Source organism: Trichococcus paludicola (assembly GCF_003052295.1).
Taxonomy (GTDB): Bacteria; Bacillota; Bacilli; order Lactobacillales; family Aerococcaceae; genus Trichococcus; species Trichococcus paludicola.
Window position 1 is genome coordinate 250,270 of record NZ_QBLC01000002.1, and the last position, 18,663, is coordinate 268,932.

Consider the following 18,663-nt stretch of genomic DNA (forward strand, 5'->3'; position numbering starts at 1 on the left):
ACAATATTTTTATTGTATACCGTTTCATCGATGATTTACAAGTGGAAGTTGCCTTACGTCGAGACTATCTTTTCAAGGCGAATCGCTTGACGGGCATCAACCGCAGGAATATTATGAAATCAAAACAGGGTACTCAGTGGCGGAAATACATCAAAAATTTAAAAGGGGATTACACTATGAACTTTGATAGCGGCGACTCACGTTTCTACAAATATGACGAAAACGAAAACTTGATCTGCGAAATAATCTATTCTGCTGCAGACAGCAGTAAAATCAGCATCGACCGTACCTATGTGAATGACGATTACCGTGGCCAGGGAATTGCCGCGCAATTGGTTGATCGCGTGGTGGAAATGGCAAGGGAGGAAAACAAAAAAATCATTCCTCGCTGCCCGTTCGCCGAGGGCATGTTCGAAAGAAATGGCTCCCTTTATGCTGATGTAATGTGCTAAGACTTTCCCCGCGAAAGCCCATTTAGCGGGGTAAAATGTCCAAGGGCAACACGAGATACCCCGTCAAGATGCTTTTCGCGGTTTTTCTCACTGTGTTTGGAACGGAAGTAGCCCGCCAAAATGCTTTTGGCGGGCTACTTCTGATCATATATTCAATTCTGATGCTACTTCTTCTCCACTTTCTTGCCGACAGCCTCCAGGAAGATCGTGAATTCATCTTCGCCGTCCAAATGCAGCAGCTCGTCCACCATGTCCTGGTCGTAGATGCCCAATGCGCAAGTACCGGCATCGATTGATTCGCTCGTCAGGTACAAGTTTTCCATGACCGCACCGATGTCGATCAGGATCTTTTTGTGGGCAGTGATGTCGTATTTCCACTCAGAGCGGTACGGGATGCAGCTCCATGAGAAGATGACCGATGCGCGTTTGGCGAAATTCGGCACGAATGGCTGATCGAGTGTCATTTTGTCGACCTGTTCATCGATGTCGTTGACTTCGCTCAGGTACAGCAGTTTGTGGCAATCCGCCAAATAACGGTAAACGCCCTTTTCCAAACCGTCCACGTTCAGGATGAACAGATAGGTCTCAAACGAATGCGTGCCGCCACTGCATGGAACCGTGCGGAAAGTGATGCCTGATCTGTTTGTGCCTGTGATGGCCTGCGTGCTCCACAAAAGGTAGGACAATTCGTCCAAAGTGAGCGCATCTTTCGCATAATGGCGGACGCTTCTTCGTTCCTTGATGATTTCGTAGATGTTTTCCTTCTTCACAACCCCGCCATCGACGGCAGGCAGGTCCACGATTTTTGCATCCGCGTCGTTAGCTTTTACGATGGGCGGCTGTGGAATCCCCTTTTGTTTATCCGTTTCGATCGCGCTGAATGTTTTGAAATCCGACTTCAGAAAATTGCGTTGTTCTTCGTATCTAGCCATGGTAAACCTCCATTATTTTCTACTATTTTACCACGGATTGTGAATGTTCGCACTATATCGAACTAAGGGTTTCCCCTGTATTTTCAGGTCATGCTGCGCAGAACCGCTACTTTTCTGCGTCCTCTCGGTATTCCAGAATGTCGCCGGGTTGGCAGTCCAACGCTTTGCAGATGGCTTCCAAGGTCGAGAAGCGGATTGCCTTCGCTTTTCCGGTTTTCAGGATGGAGAGATTGGCCATCGTGATGCCGACGTGCTGCGACAGTTCGGTGACGCTCATTTTTCGTTTTGCCAACATGACGTCTATATTGATGATTATTGCCATTTTGCACACCTCATATCGTGTAGTCGTTTTCTTGCTTGATTGCGATCGCATTTTGCAGGAGTTTCTGAAGGACAGCGGCAAATACGGCAATCACCATGCAGGCGAATATGATGATTAATCCGATCAAGACGATACCGGGAGCGTCATCCATATCACCCATCATAAAGATGAGCGGCATGAACAGGAAGAACAGCCCGCCGATCGCAGCTGCACAGAGTTTTATGTTCTTCAGCACGTGCACCGTCAAATCGGAAAAAGCCAAGTCCTTATCGATGTAGCCCAGCAGTTTAAAGACTTGGTACAAGGCGACGAAATAGATACCGGCAGATGCGTACAGTCCGATCATAAATGGATATTGCAAATAAATAAGGCTTGGGACCAGTTCGACCAAGAAAGCCGCAATTTCCGGGATAATAAAAATGCATAGCGCCACTACCGGAAGCCCCATCAGAACGACGACCGCCTTCAAAAAGAATGTTTCTCGTTTCATATCTTCAACACCTCATTTGGATTTGTTACTGTTAGTTTAGTCTACAATTTATTGTTTTACAATAAATATTTATTCTTTTAAACAATTCTTAACTAACATGATCAACCGCTACGGACACGAATTACCGGTGAGAAAGTCCTCTCTGGTAATTCCGACTTCATCTGGCTGATAATTCCCGGTGAAACTGCCCTCGCCGGAAAAGAATTCCTCATTTTAGCGGATATTACCCGGCGAAGCGCTCCTCACCGGGTAATATCTCTGTAGAAAAAAGCCAGCCCATCCAAAGTTCAGGATGCGGTCTGGCTTTTCGGTATATTCTGTTCTCACAAGTATCTTTCCAGCATGTGCGCGATGCCGTCCTCATTGTTGGATAACGTGATTTCGTTTGCGCTCGCTTTCAGCGCATCGATCGCATTCCCCATCGCGACACCAACTCCTGCGTAGGCGATGATCGAGGTATCATTTTCTCCGTCGCCGAAGGAAATGACATTTTCGCTGCTGATCCCCAGCGGTTGCAGGGATTTATCCAGCGCAAAGGCTTTATCAATGCCTTTGTCGGTGAATTCGAAGTAGAACGGCGCGGAGAAATACCCGCTCACGCGTCCTTCGAACGGCAGCATGATTTCTTTCCAATTTTCTTCCAGATATTCCGGTTCCCCCGCGACCAGGATTTTGTGCAAGGGGAAATGGACGAACTCGGCAAGGTTGTCCACTTCGCACAATTTGAAATTGCCGCTGCGCGATTCGTACTCGATGATGTTCTTCAATCCATGCGGCGGTGCGGTGATCATGCAGTCGTAGACGTTGTTCACGTACATGTAGTCCTTGTGCGCGACCATCGGCTTCACTTCAAAGTTCGCCAGATGCGCCAGAATTTCCATGCCCACTTCGTCGGACATGCTTTGGCTGAACAAAGTCTCGTTTGTTGCGCAATCCGTCACGCACGCCCCATTGTAGGACAAAAGCAGGCCGTGGTGCTGCTCCATTTTGAGTTCCTTGGAGAACCGCTCCATTGCGGAGATTGGCCTTCCCGACGCCAACACGACTTTGATTCCGGCTTCTTGCGCTTTCAACAACGATTTCCGTGTTCTCGGGCTGATTTCTTTCTGGTCATTCAATAACGTACCGTCGATGTCCAAAACGATTGCTTTCAGATCCATTCAGTTCACCTCATAATTTATTGTCAAATCGTGATTTCGATTCTGTTTCCTTCCGGATCGCCGATGACCGATTCATAGTAGCCGTCGCCAGTCACTCTGCACGGGCTCAACAAGGGATAGCCTGCATCCACCAGTTTTTGCGTCAAAGCATCCACTATGTCTTTGCTGCCGACCGCGATGGCCAGATGCGCAAATCCCAATATTTCATTTGTATGGGAACCTTTGATCACATCTTCGCGATGCATGATTTCCAATCTGGCACCATCCGCGAAGGACAAGAAATAGGATTGGAAGCCTGATTTCTGATTGTGGTACTTTTCACCTGCCGTTGCTTTGAAGAAATCACAGTAAAATTCTTTCATTTTTTCCAAATCTGCAGTCCAAAGACCGATATGTTCTATTTTCATTTGAATACCTCCTCGATAACTACCGTAAGTATATGCCACTCATCCAAAAATGACAGGCGAAACGCTTATGTTGAAATAAATTTGTCTGTACGCTTCCATTCAGACTCGAATTCGTGACACATTCTTGTCAAAATCTCTGATTGCCTCTTAACAGTAGGATATGGTACTTTACAGACAGAAGTATTTTTGATTGGAGGCGAATCGCATCAATATCGAAAAAATCAAATACTACATAGATTTGGTTGAGTGCCGCAGCTTCACGGAGACAGCCAAGCGGAACTATGTGTCGCAGACCACCATCAGCCAGACTGTCGCTTCATTGGAGGAGACGTTCCAGATCCGTTTGATCAACCGCAAAAAGACGCCGATCGAGCCGACGGAAGCCGGTCAGCTTTTCTACGAGGAAGCGCTGGTGCTGTGGAAGCAATACCAAAGCATGCAGCAGAAAATGCGCAATTTCCAGGCCAATCAGCGGGAAACGTTGTCGATAGAATATTCAGCCATGACGGACATCCAGACGTTGCTTTCCGTTATCCCGGCTTTCCGGAAAGAAAACCCGCTCGTCGAACTGAATCTGAATAAAGTCCTGTTGAAGAACATTTCCGATTATCTCGTGAAAGGCATCTATGATGCGGCCATCGCTTTCGATTCCGAATTCGAGGGCAAAAAGGACATCACGACAGTGCCTTTGTATGCTGGTAAATACCAGGCCGTCGTCAGTGCAGGCCATCCCTTGTTCGACAAAACGTCGGTTACCCTTGATGAACTTTATCAGCACCCGCTCGTCATGCTGGACCCTTCCGTCATCGGCGCCTCCTATGATCTGATGCTGCAGCATGCCAAAAAAGACGGTTATCAGCCGCAGATTGCCAAAACTGTGGATGATGTCGAAACCGAGCTGTTCGCGATCCGGACCGAAAACCTGATTGGCTTCTTTCCGGACAATTACAATCTGAATTACTCCTCAGACGAAATCCGCATTATTCCGATTGAAGGCTCCTTCCATACTTTCGAGATTGTCTTGGGATATTTATCCGCCAATGCCAAGCCGGCTATCCAAGCGCTGATCCGTTCCATCAAAGCGCATTATTCGATTTCCGAATAACCCATTCGCTTTTTGTATTGGAGTTTGCTCTTTGTTTCACATATCATAAAGATAGTTAAAAACAGACAGGAGACGATACAAATATGGGTAAATTATTATTGACAGGCGTTGATGGAAACCTAGGAAATCAGGCGGCGGAATACCTTTTGGATTTGGTTGAAAAAGATCAACTGATTTTCTGTGCATACAGCGAGGCTGCCCTAAAAAAATATGCGGACCTTGGTATTGAAACGCACGTCACAAACTTTAATCACAAGGATGGCTTGGCTGAAGCATTCTCAAATGCCGATAAAGTTGCATTGATTTCGATGCCTTTTGTTGGCGAAAAACGCCAAAACGCACATAAAAATGTGGTGGATGCAGCCAAAGAAGCCGGTGTTCAGCAGATCATTTACACTTCGTTGGTCAATGCGGCTGACGAATCCAACCCAAGCGTCGAAAAAATCGACCATATCTTCACAGAGGACTACATCAATGAAGTCGGAATGGATCATATTTTCCTGCGCAATTCCCAATATGCCGAAGCCATGGTCACCAACTACTTCACTTTCGTAAAAATGGGCGGCGTGATGCAGAATAACCAAGCTGACGGCAAAATGGCCTACATTTCCCGCAAGGATTGCGCCAAAGCGGTTGCGCATGCTCTGGCTACCGACAAATACCACGATGCGGTTTTGAACATCAACGGACCTGAATTGATGACCATCACGGATTTCGTGAATTACGGCAATGAAGCGACAGGCAACAACGTCAGCTATCAAGCCATCTCTGATGAAGAAAACTACGCTATCTTTGACGCAATGGGCGTGCCGAGAACAACAGAAGGTGCATTCAAAAAAGACTCCGAAGCACCCTTCTCTTCTGAAGGCATGGTCACTTTCGGAGAAGCTATCCGCCTAGGCAAGATGGACAACTTCACGGATGATTTCAAACAACTGACCGGCGAAGAAGCCATCACAGTGAAATACATGTTCGAAAATGCTGACGACTTCCAAGTCGGCGAACGCCATTCGGAAGATACATGATTCCAGTTGTAGAAATTTATTAAAAGAAAGCATACCATTTTCAAAATGGTATACCAAAGTTGTACCAAAATCCTCAAAAAAAGGTTCCAATCACTGAAGAGTAGTGGTTGGAACCTTTTTATATTCATTTCAGCTAGTTCAATCCTAGCCTCTTTTTTATACATATTTTATTGTAATTGTTCTTGAAAGTGAATTTAACTAAGTCATGGAATTTATTTCTATTTAAACTTCATATTGTACTATTCAGATAACTTATCCAAATCTGCTTTATCTACGAAAAAATGAACTTCCCCAGTCTCTAGATTAACATTTGCCTTTACTTCAACATTTTTTTGAATAAACTTTCCTTTTCCAGTATCTAGTTTCAATCTCATAGCACCATCTTTCAAAGCAGCACTGTACGTAATAGTTCTAAATTCTTTTTCCATTTATTTCTCCACCTTTACTAAGATTATATTATAAACAGTTTTATTGAAAATATTTTAATATAATCTTACCACTAAAATAATCCGAACCAATATAATTTAAAGAGATATCTTAATTTGAAATTCTCACGATTTCCAATTCTGCTAATAGAATTCTTGATGCTTAAGTTCGAGGACAAATAATACCGCAACTAAATAATTTGTGTTATAACTATATTCGAATGATTTTAGAGGAGGTACCTATGCTTAAACGTTTTTTCGGCTATTATAAACCCTATAAGCAGCTTTTTATGCTTGATTTTTGTTGCGCTATTTTGGCGGCTGTCCTGGAACTTTCTTTCCCGGTCGTCGTCAACAGCATCATTGACTCCATTTTGCCTTCCGGGGAGTGGAATCTGATCCTCTTGGTTTCGCTGGGGCTGTTGATTTTGTACATCGTCAACACGGCGATGCAGTATATCGTCGTCTATTTCGGGCATGTACTCGGGGTCAACATCGAGACCGATATGCGCCGGGAACTGTACGGCCACATGCAGAAGCAGCCTTTCAGCTACTATGATGACCAACAGACCGGCAAATTGATGTCGCGGCTGACGACTGATCTGTTCGAAATCTCCGAAGTAGCGCATCACGGACCCGAAGATATCTTCATCACCATCATCACCTTGTTGGGATCGTTTTTGTTGATGCTGCAGATTCATGTGCCGTTGGCGATCGCCACTTTCGTCATGATTCCCTTCATTACGATTGCGCTCGTCTTTTTCAACAAGAAAATGACGAAGATCAACACCCGCATTTTTGAAGAGCTGGGGGAATTCAGCGCGGGGATTGAAGCATCTGTCAGCGGCATCCGCGTGGTGCAGGCATTCGCAAACGAAGCCTATGAAGCGAAACGGTTCGAGGGGTTGAACCAGGCTTATCGCCGTTCCAAAATGGCCTTCTACAAAATGATGGGCATCAGTTCTTCCTATAATTATTTGCTAATCCGGCTGATCAACCTGTTCGCGCTGTTCTTCGGAGCCTACTACACGATCCAAGGCCAGCTTTCCTACGGCGAGTTCGTCGGTTTCATCCTCTTGTCCAACATCTTTGTACGTCCGATCGAGAAGGTGAACACGATGATCGAAAGTTATCCGAAAGGGATCGCCGGCTTCAGACGCTTCACCGAAGAGTTGGACCGCACCCCGGATATTCTGGATAAACCCGGTGCTATCGAAGTGAGCCATCTGAAAGGCGATATCATCTACAACCAAGTGTCATTCGGCTATGACGGTTCCAAAAAAGTGTTGGATGGGATCAATCTGAAGATTATGGCCGGCGAAACGGTCGCTTTCGTCGGTCCAAGCGGCGCGGGGAAAACGACCTTGTGCAACCTCCTTCCCCGCTTTTACGAAGCAACGGAAGGGACCATCACTGTCGACGGCATCAATATCCAGGATCTGACACTCCGATCCTTGCGCAACCAAATCGGCGTCGTGCAACAGGATGTCTTCCTTTTCCCGGGAACCGTCAGGGAAAATATCGCCTATGGGAAATTGGACGCAACCGATGCGGAAATCCAACAAGCAGCCCAGATGGCCAATCTCGACAAGGTCATCGCGGAGATGCCGCTTGGATTCGATACGATGATCGGAGAACGCGGCGTCAAATTGTCCGGCGGGCAGAAACAGCGGCTTTCGATTGCGCGCATGTTCCTGAAAAATCCGCCTATCCTGATTTTGGATGAGGCGACTTCCGCGTTGGATACCGAAACCGAACAAGTCATCCAGGAATCCTTGGATAACTTGTCTAAAGGTCGGACGACTCTGATCATCGCGCACCGCTTGACGACCATCAAGCATGCCGACAGGATCATCGTCGTCGATGAACAAGGGATTTCCGAACAAGGCTCGCACAAGGAATTGCTGGCTCAGGACGGAACCTACCGTCGCCTCTACGAGGCTCAGTTTTTGGGAATCGACCAGTGATCCTCAAAAGTAACTAAAGAAAAAACAAGAACGGCAACCCAGCGATTGGGTTGCCGTTCTTGTTTGTTATCGGTGATTCATTTATTCCTTAGATTGGACGTAACTAGCTGATTGATTCCCTGCTTGGCGTCCGAATACGATGATGTCCGCTACAGCATTGCCGCCGATACGGTTGCTGCCGTGTACGCCTCCGGTAACTTCGCCGGCAGCGTAAAGACCTTCAATGACAGTGTCTTCCGTACTGATGACTTGTGCGTTGGCATTGATTTTCAATCCGCCCATTGTGTGGTGGATACCAGGCGCAATCTGGATTGCGTAGTAAGGTGCCGTGGCTAACGGGTTATTCAGGGCTGTTTGACGGTTGAACACGCCATCCACTTGAGAAGCGACTGTTTCGTTCCATGTAGTCAATGTTTGCGCTAATGTTGCGCCGTCGATTCCCAGTTGACCTGCCAAAGCCTCGATTGTTTCATCCGATTGGACAAAGCCTTTTTCGATGTACGTGTTGACTGCTTTCACACGGTCCTTCACGCCTGCATCAAAAATAAGGTAAGCATAGCCTTCTTCTAAAGCATTGATTGCTGCTGAAACTGTGTCGCGGGTTTCCATTTCATTGATGAAACGTTCGCCTTGTTGATTCACAAGGATAGCGCCTTCGCCGCGGATCGCTTCAGTGATCAGGTAAGAAGATTCCTGATGCACGGTCGGGTGGATCTGGATTTGATCCATGTCGACGACTGCGGCTCCGATAGCTTGCGCCATTTTGATGCCGTCTCCTGTCGATCCTGGTTGGTTGGTGGTGACATAGCCTTCAAGTTGAGGTGCAAGTTCTGTGACCATCTCCAAGTCAGCTCCGAATCCGCCGGTTGCGATGATGACTGCATCAGAGGAAACCGTGATTTCACCTTCGTTGTTGAAGTCGACTTTGACGCCGCTTGCTTTATCGTCGGTCACGATGACTTCCTTTACATCCGAATTCACGAACAATGGAATCTCGCGTTCCATGACATTCGCGTATAAACCTTTAACCAAGTATTGACCGACTGCTGAACCATCGGATGGACGATGCGTACGGTTCACGCTCATTCCGCCTGTAACGGTGATGTTATTCAAAGTGATGCCCATTGTGTCCAACCAATCGATGGCGGATGCGGAATTGTCGACAAGATAGTGCAATAATTCGGGATTGTTTGTGCTCTTCCCGCCAGCCAATGTTTCTTCATAGAATAATTCATTTGAGTCTGCGATGCCTTGTTCCGCTTGGAATTTCGTTGCGGATGCGTTCATGCCTGCGGAAGACTTCATTGTATTTCCGCCGTGGACTGGCATTTTTTCGAAGATGACCGGATTTAGGCCGGCATCCTTCGCTGAAATAGCCGCTGTCAAACCAGCGCCGCCGGAACCGATAATGATGACATCATAGCTTTTCTTCAGTTCTTCAGGATCAGTATAGGTAACCTCTGATGCGCCTGTCACAGCCTCCACTGATTCAGAACTTGCAGCAATCGATTCCTCACTTTCAACAGCAACACTTGAGTCTGCTGCGTTGTCCGTGTTCGCTCCACAACCGGATAACAACATAAACATACTTAAAGCAGATATTAAGCCTATTCTCTTTTTCATTCTTACTCCCCCACTTCTTTTACTTACTTTTACATTGTATTTTTTTTATCATGATTTGTACAGGGATAATTTGATAAACAAGGCTTTCTAACAATATTCTTATTTACATTCGAGATGATTCACGGGAAACATTTATATTTTTCGCACAATCTTTTTTTTGGCATGGAGATTCAGAAAAAAACAGCAACGAAACCAAATATCTGCATATTGGTTTCGCTGCTGTCTTCTCTTCACTCTAATTCTTCATTTAGGAAAGACCGCCAGCCTGTTTTTGGACATGCGGACTATTTGCACCGGTTTTTCATAGAAATCATTCAGGATTTCCTCTTTCAGCAAGTCGCTTGTTTTGCCTGTCTTATGGATGGAACCGTCCTTCAGCAGCATCAGTTTTTTGAAGCACGGCAGGATTTCCTCGGTGTGGTGGCTGACATAAATCATCGTCGGCCCTTCAGGTTCATCAGCTATCCGCTGGATATCATTCAAAAGTTTCTCTTTTGCGAACAGATCAAGGCCATTGCAGGGCTCGTCCAATATCAAGATTTCCGGTTCGGCCATCAAAGCACGGGCGATTAAAATGATCTGTTGTTGGCCTTGAGATAGGATGCCGTAACGAAAACCGATCAGTTCTTTTCCGCCGCATTTTATCAAGAGATCCAGCGCCTGTTGTTTTTCAGCTTCAGTTGGGATGGTCCAGACGCCGATTGAAGCGAACTTTCCGCTGAGGACGATGTGTTCGGCGATGTCGTTGGGATTCAGCTGTTGTTGGAGCGCCGAACTGACCCAGCCTATCCGTTTGCGCAATTCCGGTATGGCCGTTTGCCCGAAAGTCTCGCCCAACACGATCAGTTTGCCGCTGCTAGGCCACAGATAGCCGTTCAACAGTTGCAGCAAGGTTGTCTTGCCGGAACCGTTCAATCCGAGTATGGCCCAGTGTTCGCCTTTGGTTGCTTGCCAATTGATGTCGTTCAAAATTTTCCGGTTTTCGCGAATGACGTTCACGTGGTCGAATCTGATCATTACATCACCCCATCTATAGTATTGTGGTTATTGGGCATCCTTTAGTGCGAATATACCACATTTGCCCCATCCGGAAAAGGCTTTCGCCACCACACACCTTACACAACAAAAAATGAGAAAAGCATCGCATCACACCGCAATGTCATCTATACTATAGAATGAGGTGGAAAATGTATGGAACAGAATAAAGAAAAAGTATCCTTGATCATAGAAGGAGGGGCCATGCGGGGCGTCTTTTGCGCAGGGGTCATCAGCACTTTGCTGCGTCAAGAAATCTACTTGGATTATGTCATCGGTGTCTCTTCCGGATCGGCCAACGGCATCAATTATGTCAGCCGTGACCTGGTCCGCACGAAAGCATCATTTGTTGATATCGCCGCCAATCCGGCTTTTTCGGGAATGAAATATCTGCTCAACGGGCAGGGATATTTCAACACCAAATATATTTATGAAGATGCAATCACGACCGATATTCCCTTTCAATTCGATTCATTCAAGCAAAATCCAGCTTCAATGAAGATCGTCGTGACGGACATGGAAACCGCTAAGCCTGTTTATTTCGATAAGGATGACATCCCAACCAGTGCAGAGTTGGGCCTCAAAATCAGGGCCTCCTCCACGGTGCCTTTGCTGATGCCCCCTACCCAAATCAACGGCAAATTCTATCTGGACGGCGGCATCGTCGACTCGCTTCCGATCGAAAAAGCGATAGCAGACGGCAACCAAAAGCACGTGATCCTGCTGACGCGTCCGCGTGGCTACATCAAGGAAAAGCAGCGCTTCAGCGCCATAATCCGGCGCCATCTGCGGGCTTATCCCGAAATTATTGCAGCCATTGAACAGCGGCACATCGCCTACAACCGATCGATGGCGTTGATTGAGCAACTGGAAAAGGAAGGCAAGGCGTTTGTGATCGCGCCAGACCAGCTTGCAATCGGCAGGATGGAACGTAATGTGCAGCGTCTGGATGCCTATTATCAGTATGCCGAACGCGCCTCGGAAAGGCAGCTCCCTGATTTGCGGGACTTTTTGGCAAGACGATGATCCGCACAAAAGAATCACCCAGCGTATTCATTTTGGGCAATTATTAGAAATAAGTGAAAATAATATGAAAATTACCGTTGACACTCTCATGTAAATCTTATATGATTATATCAATCACTTAAGCAATAACAAATCCATATAGAAATCAGGTATCCCATATGAAAACGATGAATCCACTAAACATTATTATCGTCTTAATGATCTAGGAGTTAAACACTGTAGAAATTTTTTGCAGATTGTTTAAGTCCTATTTGTGGTAATCAAATGGGATGAAGCATCCCATCATTGATTGATGAGGATGCTTTTTTTTATCCATATTGCAAACGGACAAAGGAAAAACGAGAAACGGGGAGATTAAAATGGAATCTGAAATGAAGACTAAAACAAAAAAAGGCGTAACCCTTCTTGTTGAAGCGTTGAAAAATGAAGGTGTTGAAGTTCTGTTCGGCTATCCAGGCGGCTCTGTTCTTCACATCTACGATGAATTCTACAAGTCCGAATCGAATCACGTATTGACAAGGCATGAACAAGGCGCTGTCCACGCGGCTGACGGCTATGCCCGCGCTACCGGCAAACCTGGCGTCTGCATCGTTACAAGCGGGCCCGGCGCAACAAATGCTTTGACCGGTATCGCGACTGCTCAAATGGATTCCGTTCCATTGATTGTGATCACCGGCCAAGTGCATGAAGCAGGCATCGGCAAAGATGCTTTCCAGGAAACGGACATGATCGGCATGACGACACCTGTGACGAAATACAACTATCAAATCCGTGATGCCAAGGATATTCCGCGGATCATCCATGAAGCTTTCTACCTTGCGAATACGGGCAGAAAAGGACCGATCGTCATCGATATCCCGAAAAACATCGGTGTCCAGGAAGTCGCCTACGAAGATTACAATCAACCCGAAAAAAATCTGCCGGGATACAAACCGGAATGTCTGCCTGTTCCGGAACAGATCGCAAAAGTGAACGAAGCGATTGCAGCAAGCAAGAAACCGATCATTTTGGCCGGTCATGGCGTGATCCATGCAAAAGCTGAGAAAGAATTGCTGGCTTTCGCTGAATACTACCAAATTCCCGTTGTAAACACGCTATTGGGTCTGGGAAGCTTCCCTATCAAACATGAACTTGCGTTGGGCATGGGCGGTATGCACGGCTCTTACGCTTCGAATATGGCTTTGATGGAATGCGACTTGCTCTTGAACTTCGGCGCTCGCTTCGATGACCGTGTAGCAAGCGACCCAACTAATTTTGCACCCGATGCTGTCATTGTCCATGTTGACCTTGATAATGCTGAAATCGGTAAAATCATGCACACGCATATCCCGGTATTGTCTGATGCCAGATTGGCTCTGATCATGCTGAACGACACAAAATTGGCTGAAGTGCCCGACCACTCTGTTTGGTTCAGCCACGTGATGGACAACAAAAAGCAACACCCTTTCCGTTATGAAAAATCCGATACGTTCATCAAACCGCAACATGTAGTCGAGTATGTCGGCGAATTGACGGACGGTGAAGCCATTGTCGTAACCGATGTAGGCCAACATCAGATGTGGGCGGCTCAATATTACCCGTTCAAGTACGGCAAGCAATTGCTGACAAGCGGCGGCTTGGGAACGATGGGCTTCGGCATTCCGGCAGCGATCGGCGCTCAAATGGCTTATCCTGACAAAACGGTTGTCTGCTTCGTCGGCGACGGCGGCTTCCAGATGACTAACCAAGAATTGGCGATCCTGAATGCCAACAGGCTGAATGTGAAGTACTTCATTCTGAATAATGAAGTACTGGGCATGGTTCATCAATGGCAGAACAAATTTTACAAAGGCCGTTACTCTCATTCCGAGCTTCCGGATTCTCCTGATTTTGTTAAACTTGCTGATGCTTACGGCATCACAGCTGCGAGAGTATCCGATCCCGATAAAGTGGATGAAGCGATCCAGACAGCCTTGAATTATCCTGGTCCTTATGTTTTGGATATCCTGATTTCCAAAGATGAATTGGTATACCCTATGGTTGCTTCAGGCAGGCCAAATAACGAAATGGAAGGTGTGTAGGACGATGCTAAGATTAATCCAAGCCAAAGTCGTGAATAAACCCGGCGTTTTGAACCGCATCACGCAAGTTATCCTGAAGCCGCAATACAATATCGATACCTTGACTCTGACAGGTACGGAAGATTACGACGTATCCTTGATCACAGTCGGCCTCAACTTCGATACCTTGGAAGCAGCTGAATTATTGACGAAACAGTTGGAAAAACAAGTAGACGTCATCAGCGCAACCGACATCACCGAAAAACGTTTAGGCTTAAGAGCATAAACCCAACCAACCGCACCACCCTACTGACCGAATCAAATTGCTTAAAAAGCATTGAGAATATAAAAAAAATAAGGAGGTCATTTCAATATGACTAAAGTATACTACGATCAAGACGTAACAGTAAAAGCACTAGAGGGCAAAAAAATCGCCGTTATCGGATATGGTTCTCAAGGACATGCACATTCACAAAACCTACGCGACAACGGTAATGATGTCATCATCGGAATCCGTGCAGGTAAATCTGCAGACAAAGCAAAAGAAGACGGATTCGAAGTATTCTCTGTTGCTGAAGCAACAAAACAAGCTGACGTAGTAATGATCCTTATCCCTGATGAGCAGCAAGCTGAAGTTTATGCAGCTGAAATCGCTCCTAACTTGGAAGCTGGAAATGCCATCGCATTCGGTCACGGATTCAACATCCATTTCGGTACGATTACACCTGCTTCTGATATCGATGTATTCATGGTTGCTCCAAAAGGCCCAGGCCACATGGTTCGCCGTCAATTCGCTAAAGGATCGGCAGTGCCTGCTTTGTTCGCAGTCTTCCAAGATGCAACAGGCAACGCAAAAGATATCGCTCTTGCTTGGGCACAAGGAGTCGGCGCTACACGCGTAGGCGTTTTGGAAACAACTTTCAAAGAAGAAACTGAAACTGACTTGTTCGGTGAGCAAGCTGTACTATGCGGCGGAACGACTCACTTGGTTCAAGCTGGTTTCGAAACATTGGTTGAAGCTGGTTACCAACCAGAAATCGCCTACTTCGAAGTATTGCACGAATTGAAATTGATCGTTGACTTGATGTACGAAGGCGGCATGGAAAAAATGCGCCACTCTATCTCAAACACAGCTGAATACGGCGACTACGTTTCAGGACCACGCGTCATCACTTCAGACGTGAAAGACCGCATGAAGGACGTCTTGACTGACATCCAGACAGGCGCATTCGCTAAACGCTTCACTGACGATTACAAAGCTGGCTTCCCTGACTTCCACGCAATGCGCGCTGAGCAACAAGGCCACCAGATCGAAGCAGTCGGTGCTGAATTGCGTAAAATGATGCCTTTCGTGAATGAACAACAATAATGAATCAGGTGTAGGTTGAGAGCATCCTTATTTTTAAGCCTTCTCTCTTCATCATTGTATTCAATAGATTAGGAGCAGATAGAATGACGGATGAGTTAGTGAACAAAGAAGACGTGCTTAAAGCATATAAAGTACTGCGCAACGTGGTCAAGCAGACACCTTTGCAGCATGATGCGTATCTATCGCAGAAGTATCATGCCAACATCTTTTTGAAACGGGAGGACCTTCAGATCGTCCGTTCCTTCAAATTGAGAGGCGCTTATTATGCCATTTCGCAGCTGAGCGAAGCCGAAACGGAGACCGGAGTAATCTGCGCCTCAGCCGGCAACCATGCGCAAGGGGTAGCTTACACATGCAATCATTTGGGCATCAACGCTACCATTTTCATGCCGTCGACAACCCCTTCCCAAAAAATAGACCAAGTCCGTTATTTCGGGAAAGAGTATGTTGAGATCAAACTGATCGGCGATACCTTCGACGAATCGAATGAAGCCGCCCATGCCTACGCGGATGAACACAATCTGACTTTCATTGAACCTTTCAATGATCGCAATGTGATCGCCGGGCAAGGCACTTTAGCAGTGGAAATCCACCAGGATCTCGTTGCTGAAGGCGAAACGGCTGACATGGTATTCGCGGCAATCGGCGGCGGCGGCTTGATTTCAGGCGTCAGCAGCTACATGAAGGAAGCCATGCCCGAAACAAAGATCATCGGCGTTGAGTCCATGGGCGCCCCTGGCATGAAAGCTTCGCTTGATGCGAATAAAGTGACGACTTTGACTGATATTGATAAATTCTGTGATGGGACAGCCGTAGCGACTGTCGGTGACTTGACTTTTAGACACTGCCAACAAAATGTAGATGACATTTTGTTAGTGCCTGAAGGACAAGTTTGCGGAACCATCATCGATTTATACACTAAACAAGCTATCGTAGCGGAACCATCCGGCGCACTCTCCGTTTCTGCCTTGGAACAATACAAAGAAGAAATCAAAGGCAAAACGGTTGTCTGTATCGTCAGCGGCGGGAACAATGATATCAACCGCATGGCTGAAATTGATGAACGCTCCCTACTCTATAAAGGTCTGAAGCACTATTTCATCGTGAACTTCCCGCAAAGGGCCGGCGCGTTGAAGGAATTCGTGAATGACATATTGGGCAGTAACGATGACATCACCAAGTTCGAATATACGAAAAAGGTTCACCGCAGCGAAGGACCTGTACTGATCGGAATCTTGTTGAAAAATAAGGACGATATCGAAGGCCTGCTCAGCAGGCTCGAAAAATTCGATCCGCATTACATTTCGGTGAACGAAAATTCCAAACTGTATTCATTCCTGATCTGATCCGTACCAATTCTTGTGAAGTAACTAAAGAGACTGACGTGAGCCACTTGAGTGGGTTGCGTCAGTTTTTTTGTTTTGTTGATTTGGTTCGGCGCGATGTTACCAGCGGCCGCACAACACACAAAAGGACCGACTCTCAACGGAGTCGGCCCTTTTGTGTGTGCTGAACATTCTTATTCTTCGAGATACGCTCTGCTCAGGTCAAATTCATTACCCACTGAATTGAAAATGATGCCCTTCAGGTTAGGGTTTCTGAGTTGTGTTTCTGCTTCTTGGTACAGTGGGATGATCGCTGCATCTTCCATAATCAGCTTGTGTGCAGCCATTAGGTCAGCCCAACGCGCTTCAGGGTTGTTTGCGTTTGTGGTTTTTGAAGAATCGATCAAAGCATCAAATTCTGCATTCGCATATTGCCCCTCGTTGTAAGCGGATGTGCTGTACAGCAAGTCCATGTAGTTGATTGCGTCGGCGAAATCCGCACCCCAACCGGTCTGCAACAAGTCGAATTCATCTTGATTCGCCAATTCCAAACGGTTTTTCTTCGGTACATTGCGCAATTCTACAGTGATGCCTTCCAAGTTGTTTTGGATTTGGCCTTGGATGTATTGGCTTATTTTTTTGTTCTTTTCATCATCATCCCCGACCAAGGAGAACGTGATTTCATCTACGCCTAATTCAGCTTTCGCTTCAGCCAGAAGCGTTTTTGCTTGTTCCAGATCATAGTCCAGATAAGAGCCGGCTTCAGCGGCAAAGTCTTCGCCGGTCGCAGGGTTGCTGACAAAATCAGCCGGCAGGAAGCCGCCGATTGCTGTCGAACCATCTCCGATGACGCTATCGACCAATTCATCACGATTGATGACAAGTCCGATGGCAGCTCTCAGCTTCGCATTTTGCAGGTAGACATTGTCGTGGTTAAATTCGATGTACGCCGTGCGGGCTTTTTTCTGAACGACTACGTTAGGATCAGTCGCCAATTGTTTAACCAATTCGCCAGTCACTTGTGCGTTGTCTACTGATCCTTGTTGGAAAAGATTCACAACAGTGCTCGTTTCTTTGATTACTTGAACGTTGACTTCTTCCAACTGCACTTCGTCAGCCGCATAGTAATCTTCATTTTTCACCAGATCCCAAGTCAGGCCAGTGCCGTCCCAGTTCTCGATAGTGAAAGGTCCGTTAGCCAAAACATTTTCGCTGCTTGTTCCGTACTTATCGCCTTTTTCAGTCACAAATTCCTCGTTTTGCGGGAAAAATGCGCTGAACGCCAATAATGATTCGAAGTATGGCGTCGGCTGCGTCAATTCGATTGTGATTTCAGTGTCGCTAACCGCTTTTACGCCCAACTCTTCAGGATCCATTTCTCCGGCCATGATCTCATTGGCATTTTTGACGGTCTCAGCCAAGTAAGCGTATGATGCGCCGGCTTCCGGGTCCACCAATCTTTGCCAAGCGAATACGAAATCGTTCGCTGTAACAGGCTCTCCGTTTGACCAGACAGCATCATCGCGGAGTTTATAAGTATAAGTCAGGCCATCTTCCGAAACAGTGCCGGCTTCCGCAGCGATTGCAGGTACAGGCTCTCCGTCTGCATTGATTTTCAATAAGCCTTCAATCGCATGGCTGATATAATTTGAACTGTTGATGTCCGTCATCAGTGTTGTATCCAACGTTGCCAATTCGGTCGGCGCTGTATAATTGACTACTTGTCCACTGGAGCCTTCACCTGCTGTGTTTGCTGTGCTGTCGTCCGTTGCGCCGTCTCCTCCGCAAGCCGCCAAGATGACTGCTGTTGTAGCTAAAATGAAAGAACTTTTCAATCTCCTCATGTATCTCTCCCCTTTTTCTATTCGTATTCTAATATTATACTATAAATAATCCGGATATTCTATAAATAATGGGGAATATCATCACAATAATTTCATCATTTCTTCATTTAATTAATT

At 46.4% G+C, this 18,663-nt stretch carries 18 protein-coding genes; 9 read left to right on the forward strand and 9 right to left on the reverse strand.

The window, feature by feature from the left end; all coding sequences use genetic code 11:
• Positions 1 to 113: 113 nt before the first annotated feature.
• Entirely contained in the window at positions 114 to 452 is a 339-nt protein-coding gene (locus C7R56_RS03980; RefSeq protein WP_107995289.1) for a GNAT family N-acetyltransferase, read from the forward strand.
• A 164-nt stretch (positions 453 to 616) separates the two neighbouring features.
• Here C7R56_RS03980 and C7R56_RS03985 read toward each other — a convergent pair whose 3' ends face one another.
• The 5 genes from C7R56_RS03985 to C7R56_RS04005 all read right to left on the reverse strand — a co-directional run bounded on the left by C7R56_RS03985 (position 617) and on the right by C7R56_RS04005 (position 3,763).
• Entirely contained in the window at positions 617 to 1,384 is a 768-nt protein-coding gene (locus C7R56_RS03985; RefSeq protein ID WP_107995290.1) for a SagB/ThcOx family dehydrogenase, read from the reverse strand.
• 106 nt (positions 1,385 to 1,490) lie between these two features.
• Positions 1,491 to 1,706 (reverse strand): helix-turn-helix domain-containing protein, encoded by a 216-nt coding sequence (locus C7R56_RS03990; protein WP_107995291.1) that lies wholly within the window; start codon positions 1,704 to 1,706, stop codon positions 1,491 to 1,493.
• Between the two features lie 10 nt (positions 1,707 to 1,716).
• A complete protein-coding gene (locus tag C7R56_RS03995) occupies positions 1,717 to 2,196 on the reverse strand; it encodes a DUF2975 domain-containing protein (protein WP_107995292.1) in 480 nt (159 codons plus the stop codon).
• Between the two features lie 323 nt (positions 2,197 to 2,519).
• The gene (locus tag C7R56_RS04000) at positions 2,520 to 3,356 is read right to left on the reverse strand and encodes a Cof-type HAD-IIB family hydrolase (protein WP_107995293.1); all 837 of its coding nucleotides are present in this window, start codon (positions 3,354 to 3,356) and stop codon (positions 2,520 to 2,522) included.
• Positions 3,357 to 3,379: 23 nt separating this feature from the next.
• A complete protein-coding gene (locus tag C7R56_RS04005; RefSeq protein WP_107995294.1) occupies positions 3,380 to 3,763 on the reverse strand; it encodes a VOC family protein in 384 nt (127 codons plus the stop codon).
• A 190-nt stretch (positions 3,764 to 3,953) separates the two neighbouring features.
• On the opposite strand from C7R56_RS04005, the gene C7R56_RS04010 reads away from it, so the two are divergent.
• Positions 3,954 to 4,868, forward strand: coding sequence for a LysR family transcriptional regulator (locus tag C7R56_RS04010; RefSeq protein WP_199902979.1), 915 nt, complete (start codon positions 3,954 to 3,956; stop codon positions 4,866 to 4,868).
• A gap of 83 nt (positions 4,869 to 4,951) precedes the next feature.
• Positions 4,952 to 5,893, forward strand: a complete 942-nt coding sequence (locus C7R56_RS04015; RefSeq protein WP_107995295.1) for an NmrA family NAD(P)-binding protein — start codon at positions 4,952 to 4,954, stop codon at positions 5,891 to 5,893.
• A gap of 239 nt (positions 5,894 to 6,132) precedes the next feature.
• On the opposite strand, the gene C7R56_RS04020 is transcribed toward C7R56_RS04015, so the two are convergent.
• Positions 6,133 to 6,321, reverse strand: coding sequence for a hypothetical protein (locus C7R56_RS04020; RefSeq protein ID WP_107995296.1), 189 nt, complete (start codon positions 6,319 to 6,321; stop codon positions 6,133 to 6,135).
• Between the two features lie 239 nt (positions 6,322 to 6,560).
• Between C7R56_RS04020 and C7R56_RS04025 the strand changes: the two genes are divergently transcribed.
• Complete coding sequence (locus C7R56_RS04025) at positions 6,561 to 8,285, forward strand: ABC transporter ATP-binding protein (protein WP_107995297.1); 1,725 nt, start codon at positions 6,561 to 6,563, stop codon at positions 8,283 to 8,285.
• 81 nt (positions 8,286 to 8,366) lie between these two features.
• On the opposite strand, the gene C7R56_RS04030 is transcribed toward C7R56_RS04025, so the two are convergent.
• Entirely contained in the window at positions 8,367 to 9,908 is a 1,542-nt protein-coding gene (locus C7R56_RS04030; RefSeq protein ID WP_107995298.1) for a flavocytochrome c, read from the reverse strand.
• Positions 9,909 to 10,151: 243 nt separating this feature from the next.
• Positions 10,152 to 10,925, reverse strand: coding sequence for an ABC transporter ATP-binding protein (locus C7R56_RS04035; protein ID WP_107995299.1), 774 nt, complete (start codon positions 10,923 to 10,925; stop codon positions 10,152 to 10,154).
• A gap of 174 nt (positions 10,926 to 11,099) precedes the next feature.
• On the opposite strand from C7R56_RS04035, the gene C7R56_RS04040 reads away from it, so the two are divergent.
• The 5 genes from C7R56_RS04040 to ilvA all read left to right on the forward strand — a co-directional run bounded on the left by C7R56_RS04040 (position 11,100) and on the right by ilvA (position 16,723).
• The gene (locus C7R56_RS04040; RefSeq protein WP_107995300.1) at positions 11,100 to 11,969 is read left to right on the forward strand and encodes a patatin-like phospholipase family protein; all 870 of its coding nucleotides are present in this window, start codon (positions 11,100 to 11,102) and stop codon (positions 11,967 to 11,969) included.
• Positions 11,970 to 12,340: 371 nt separating this feature from the next.
• Positions 12,341 to 14,029, forward strand: a complete 1,689-nt coding sequence (gene ilvB / locus C7R56_RS04045) for a biosynthetic-type acetolactate synthase large subunit (protein WP_234402573.1) — start codon at positions 12,341 to 12,343, stop codon at positions 14,027 to 14,029.
• 4 nt (positions 14,030 to 14,033) lie between these two features.
• Complete coding sequence (ilvN, locus tag C7R56_RS04050) at positions 14,034 to 14,294, forward strand: acetolactate synthase small subunit (RefSeq protein WP_107995301.1); 261 nt, start codon at positions 14,034 to 14,036, stop codon at positions 14,292 to 14,294.
• A gap of 87 nt (positions 14,295 to 14,381) precedes the next feature.
• Positions 14,382 to 15,377 carry a ketol-acid reductoisomerase gene (gene ilvC / locus C7R56_RS04055; protein ID WP_107995302.1) on the forward strand — a complete coding sequence of 332 codons (996 nt, stop codon included), beginning with the start codon at positions 14,382 to 14,384 and terminating at the stop codon, positions 15,375 to 15,377.
• Between the two features lie 83 nt (positions 15,378 to 15,460).
• Positions 15,461 to 16,723, forward strand: coding sequence for a threonine ammonia-lyase IlvA (gene ilvA / locus C7R56_RS04060; protein ID WP_107995303.1), 1,263 nt, complete (start codon positions 15,461 to 15,463; stop codon positions 16,721 to 16,723).
• Between the two features lie 173 nt (positions 16,724 to 16,896).
• Here ilvA and C7R56_RS04065 read toward each other — a convergent pair whose 3' ends face one another.
• Positions 16,897 to 18,546, reverse strand: coding sequence for a peptide ABC transporter substrate-binding protein (locus C7R56_RS04065; protein WP_107995304.1), 1,650 nt, complete (start codon positions 18,544 to 18,546; stop codon positions 16,897 to 16,899).
• Positions 18,547 to 18,663: the final 117 nt, after the last annotated feature.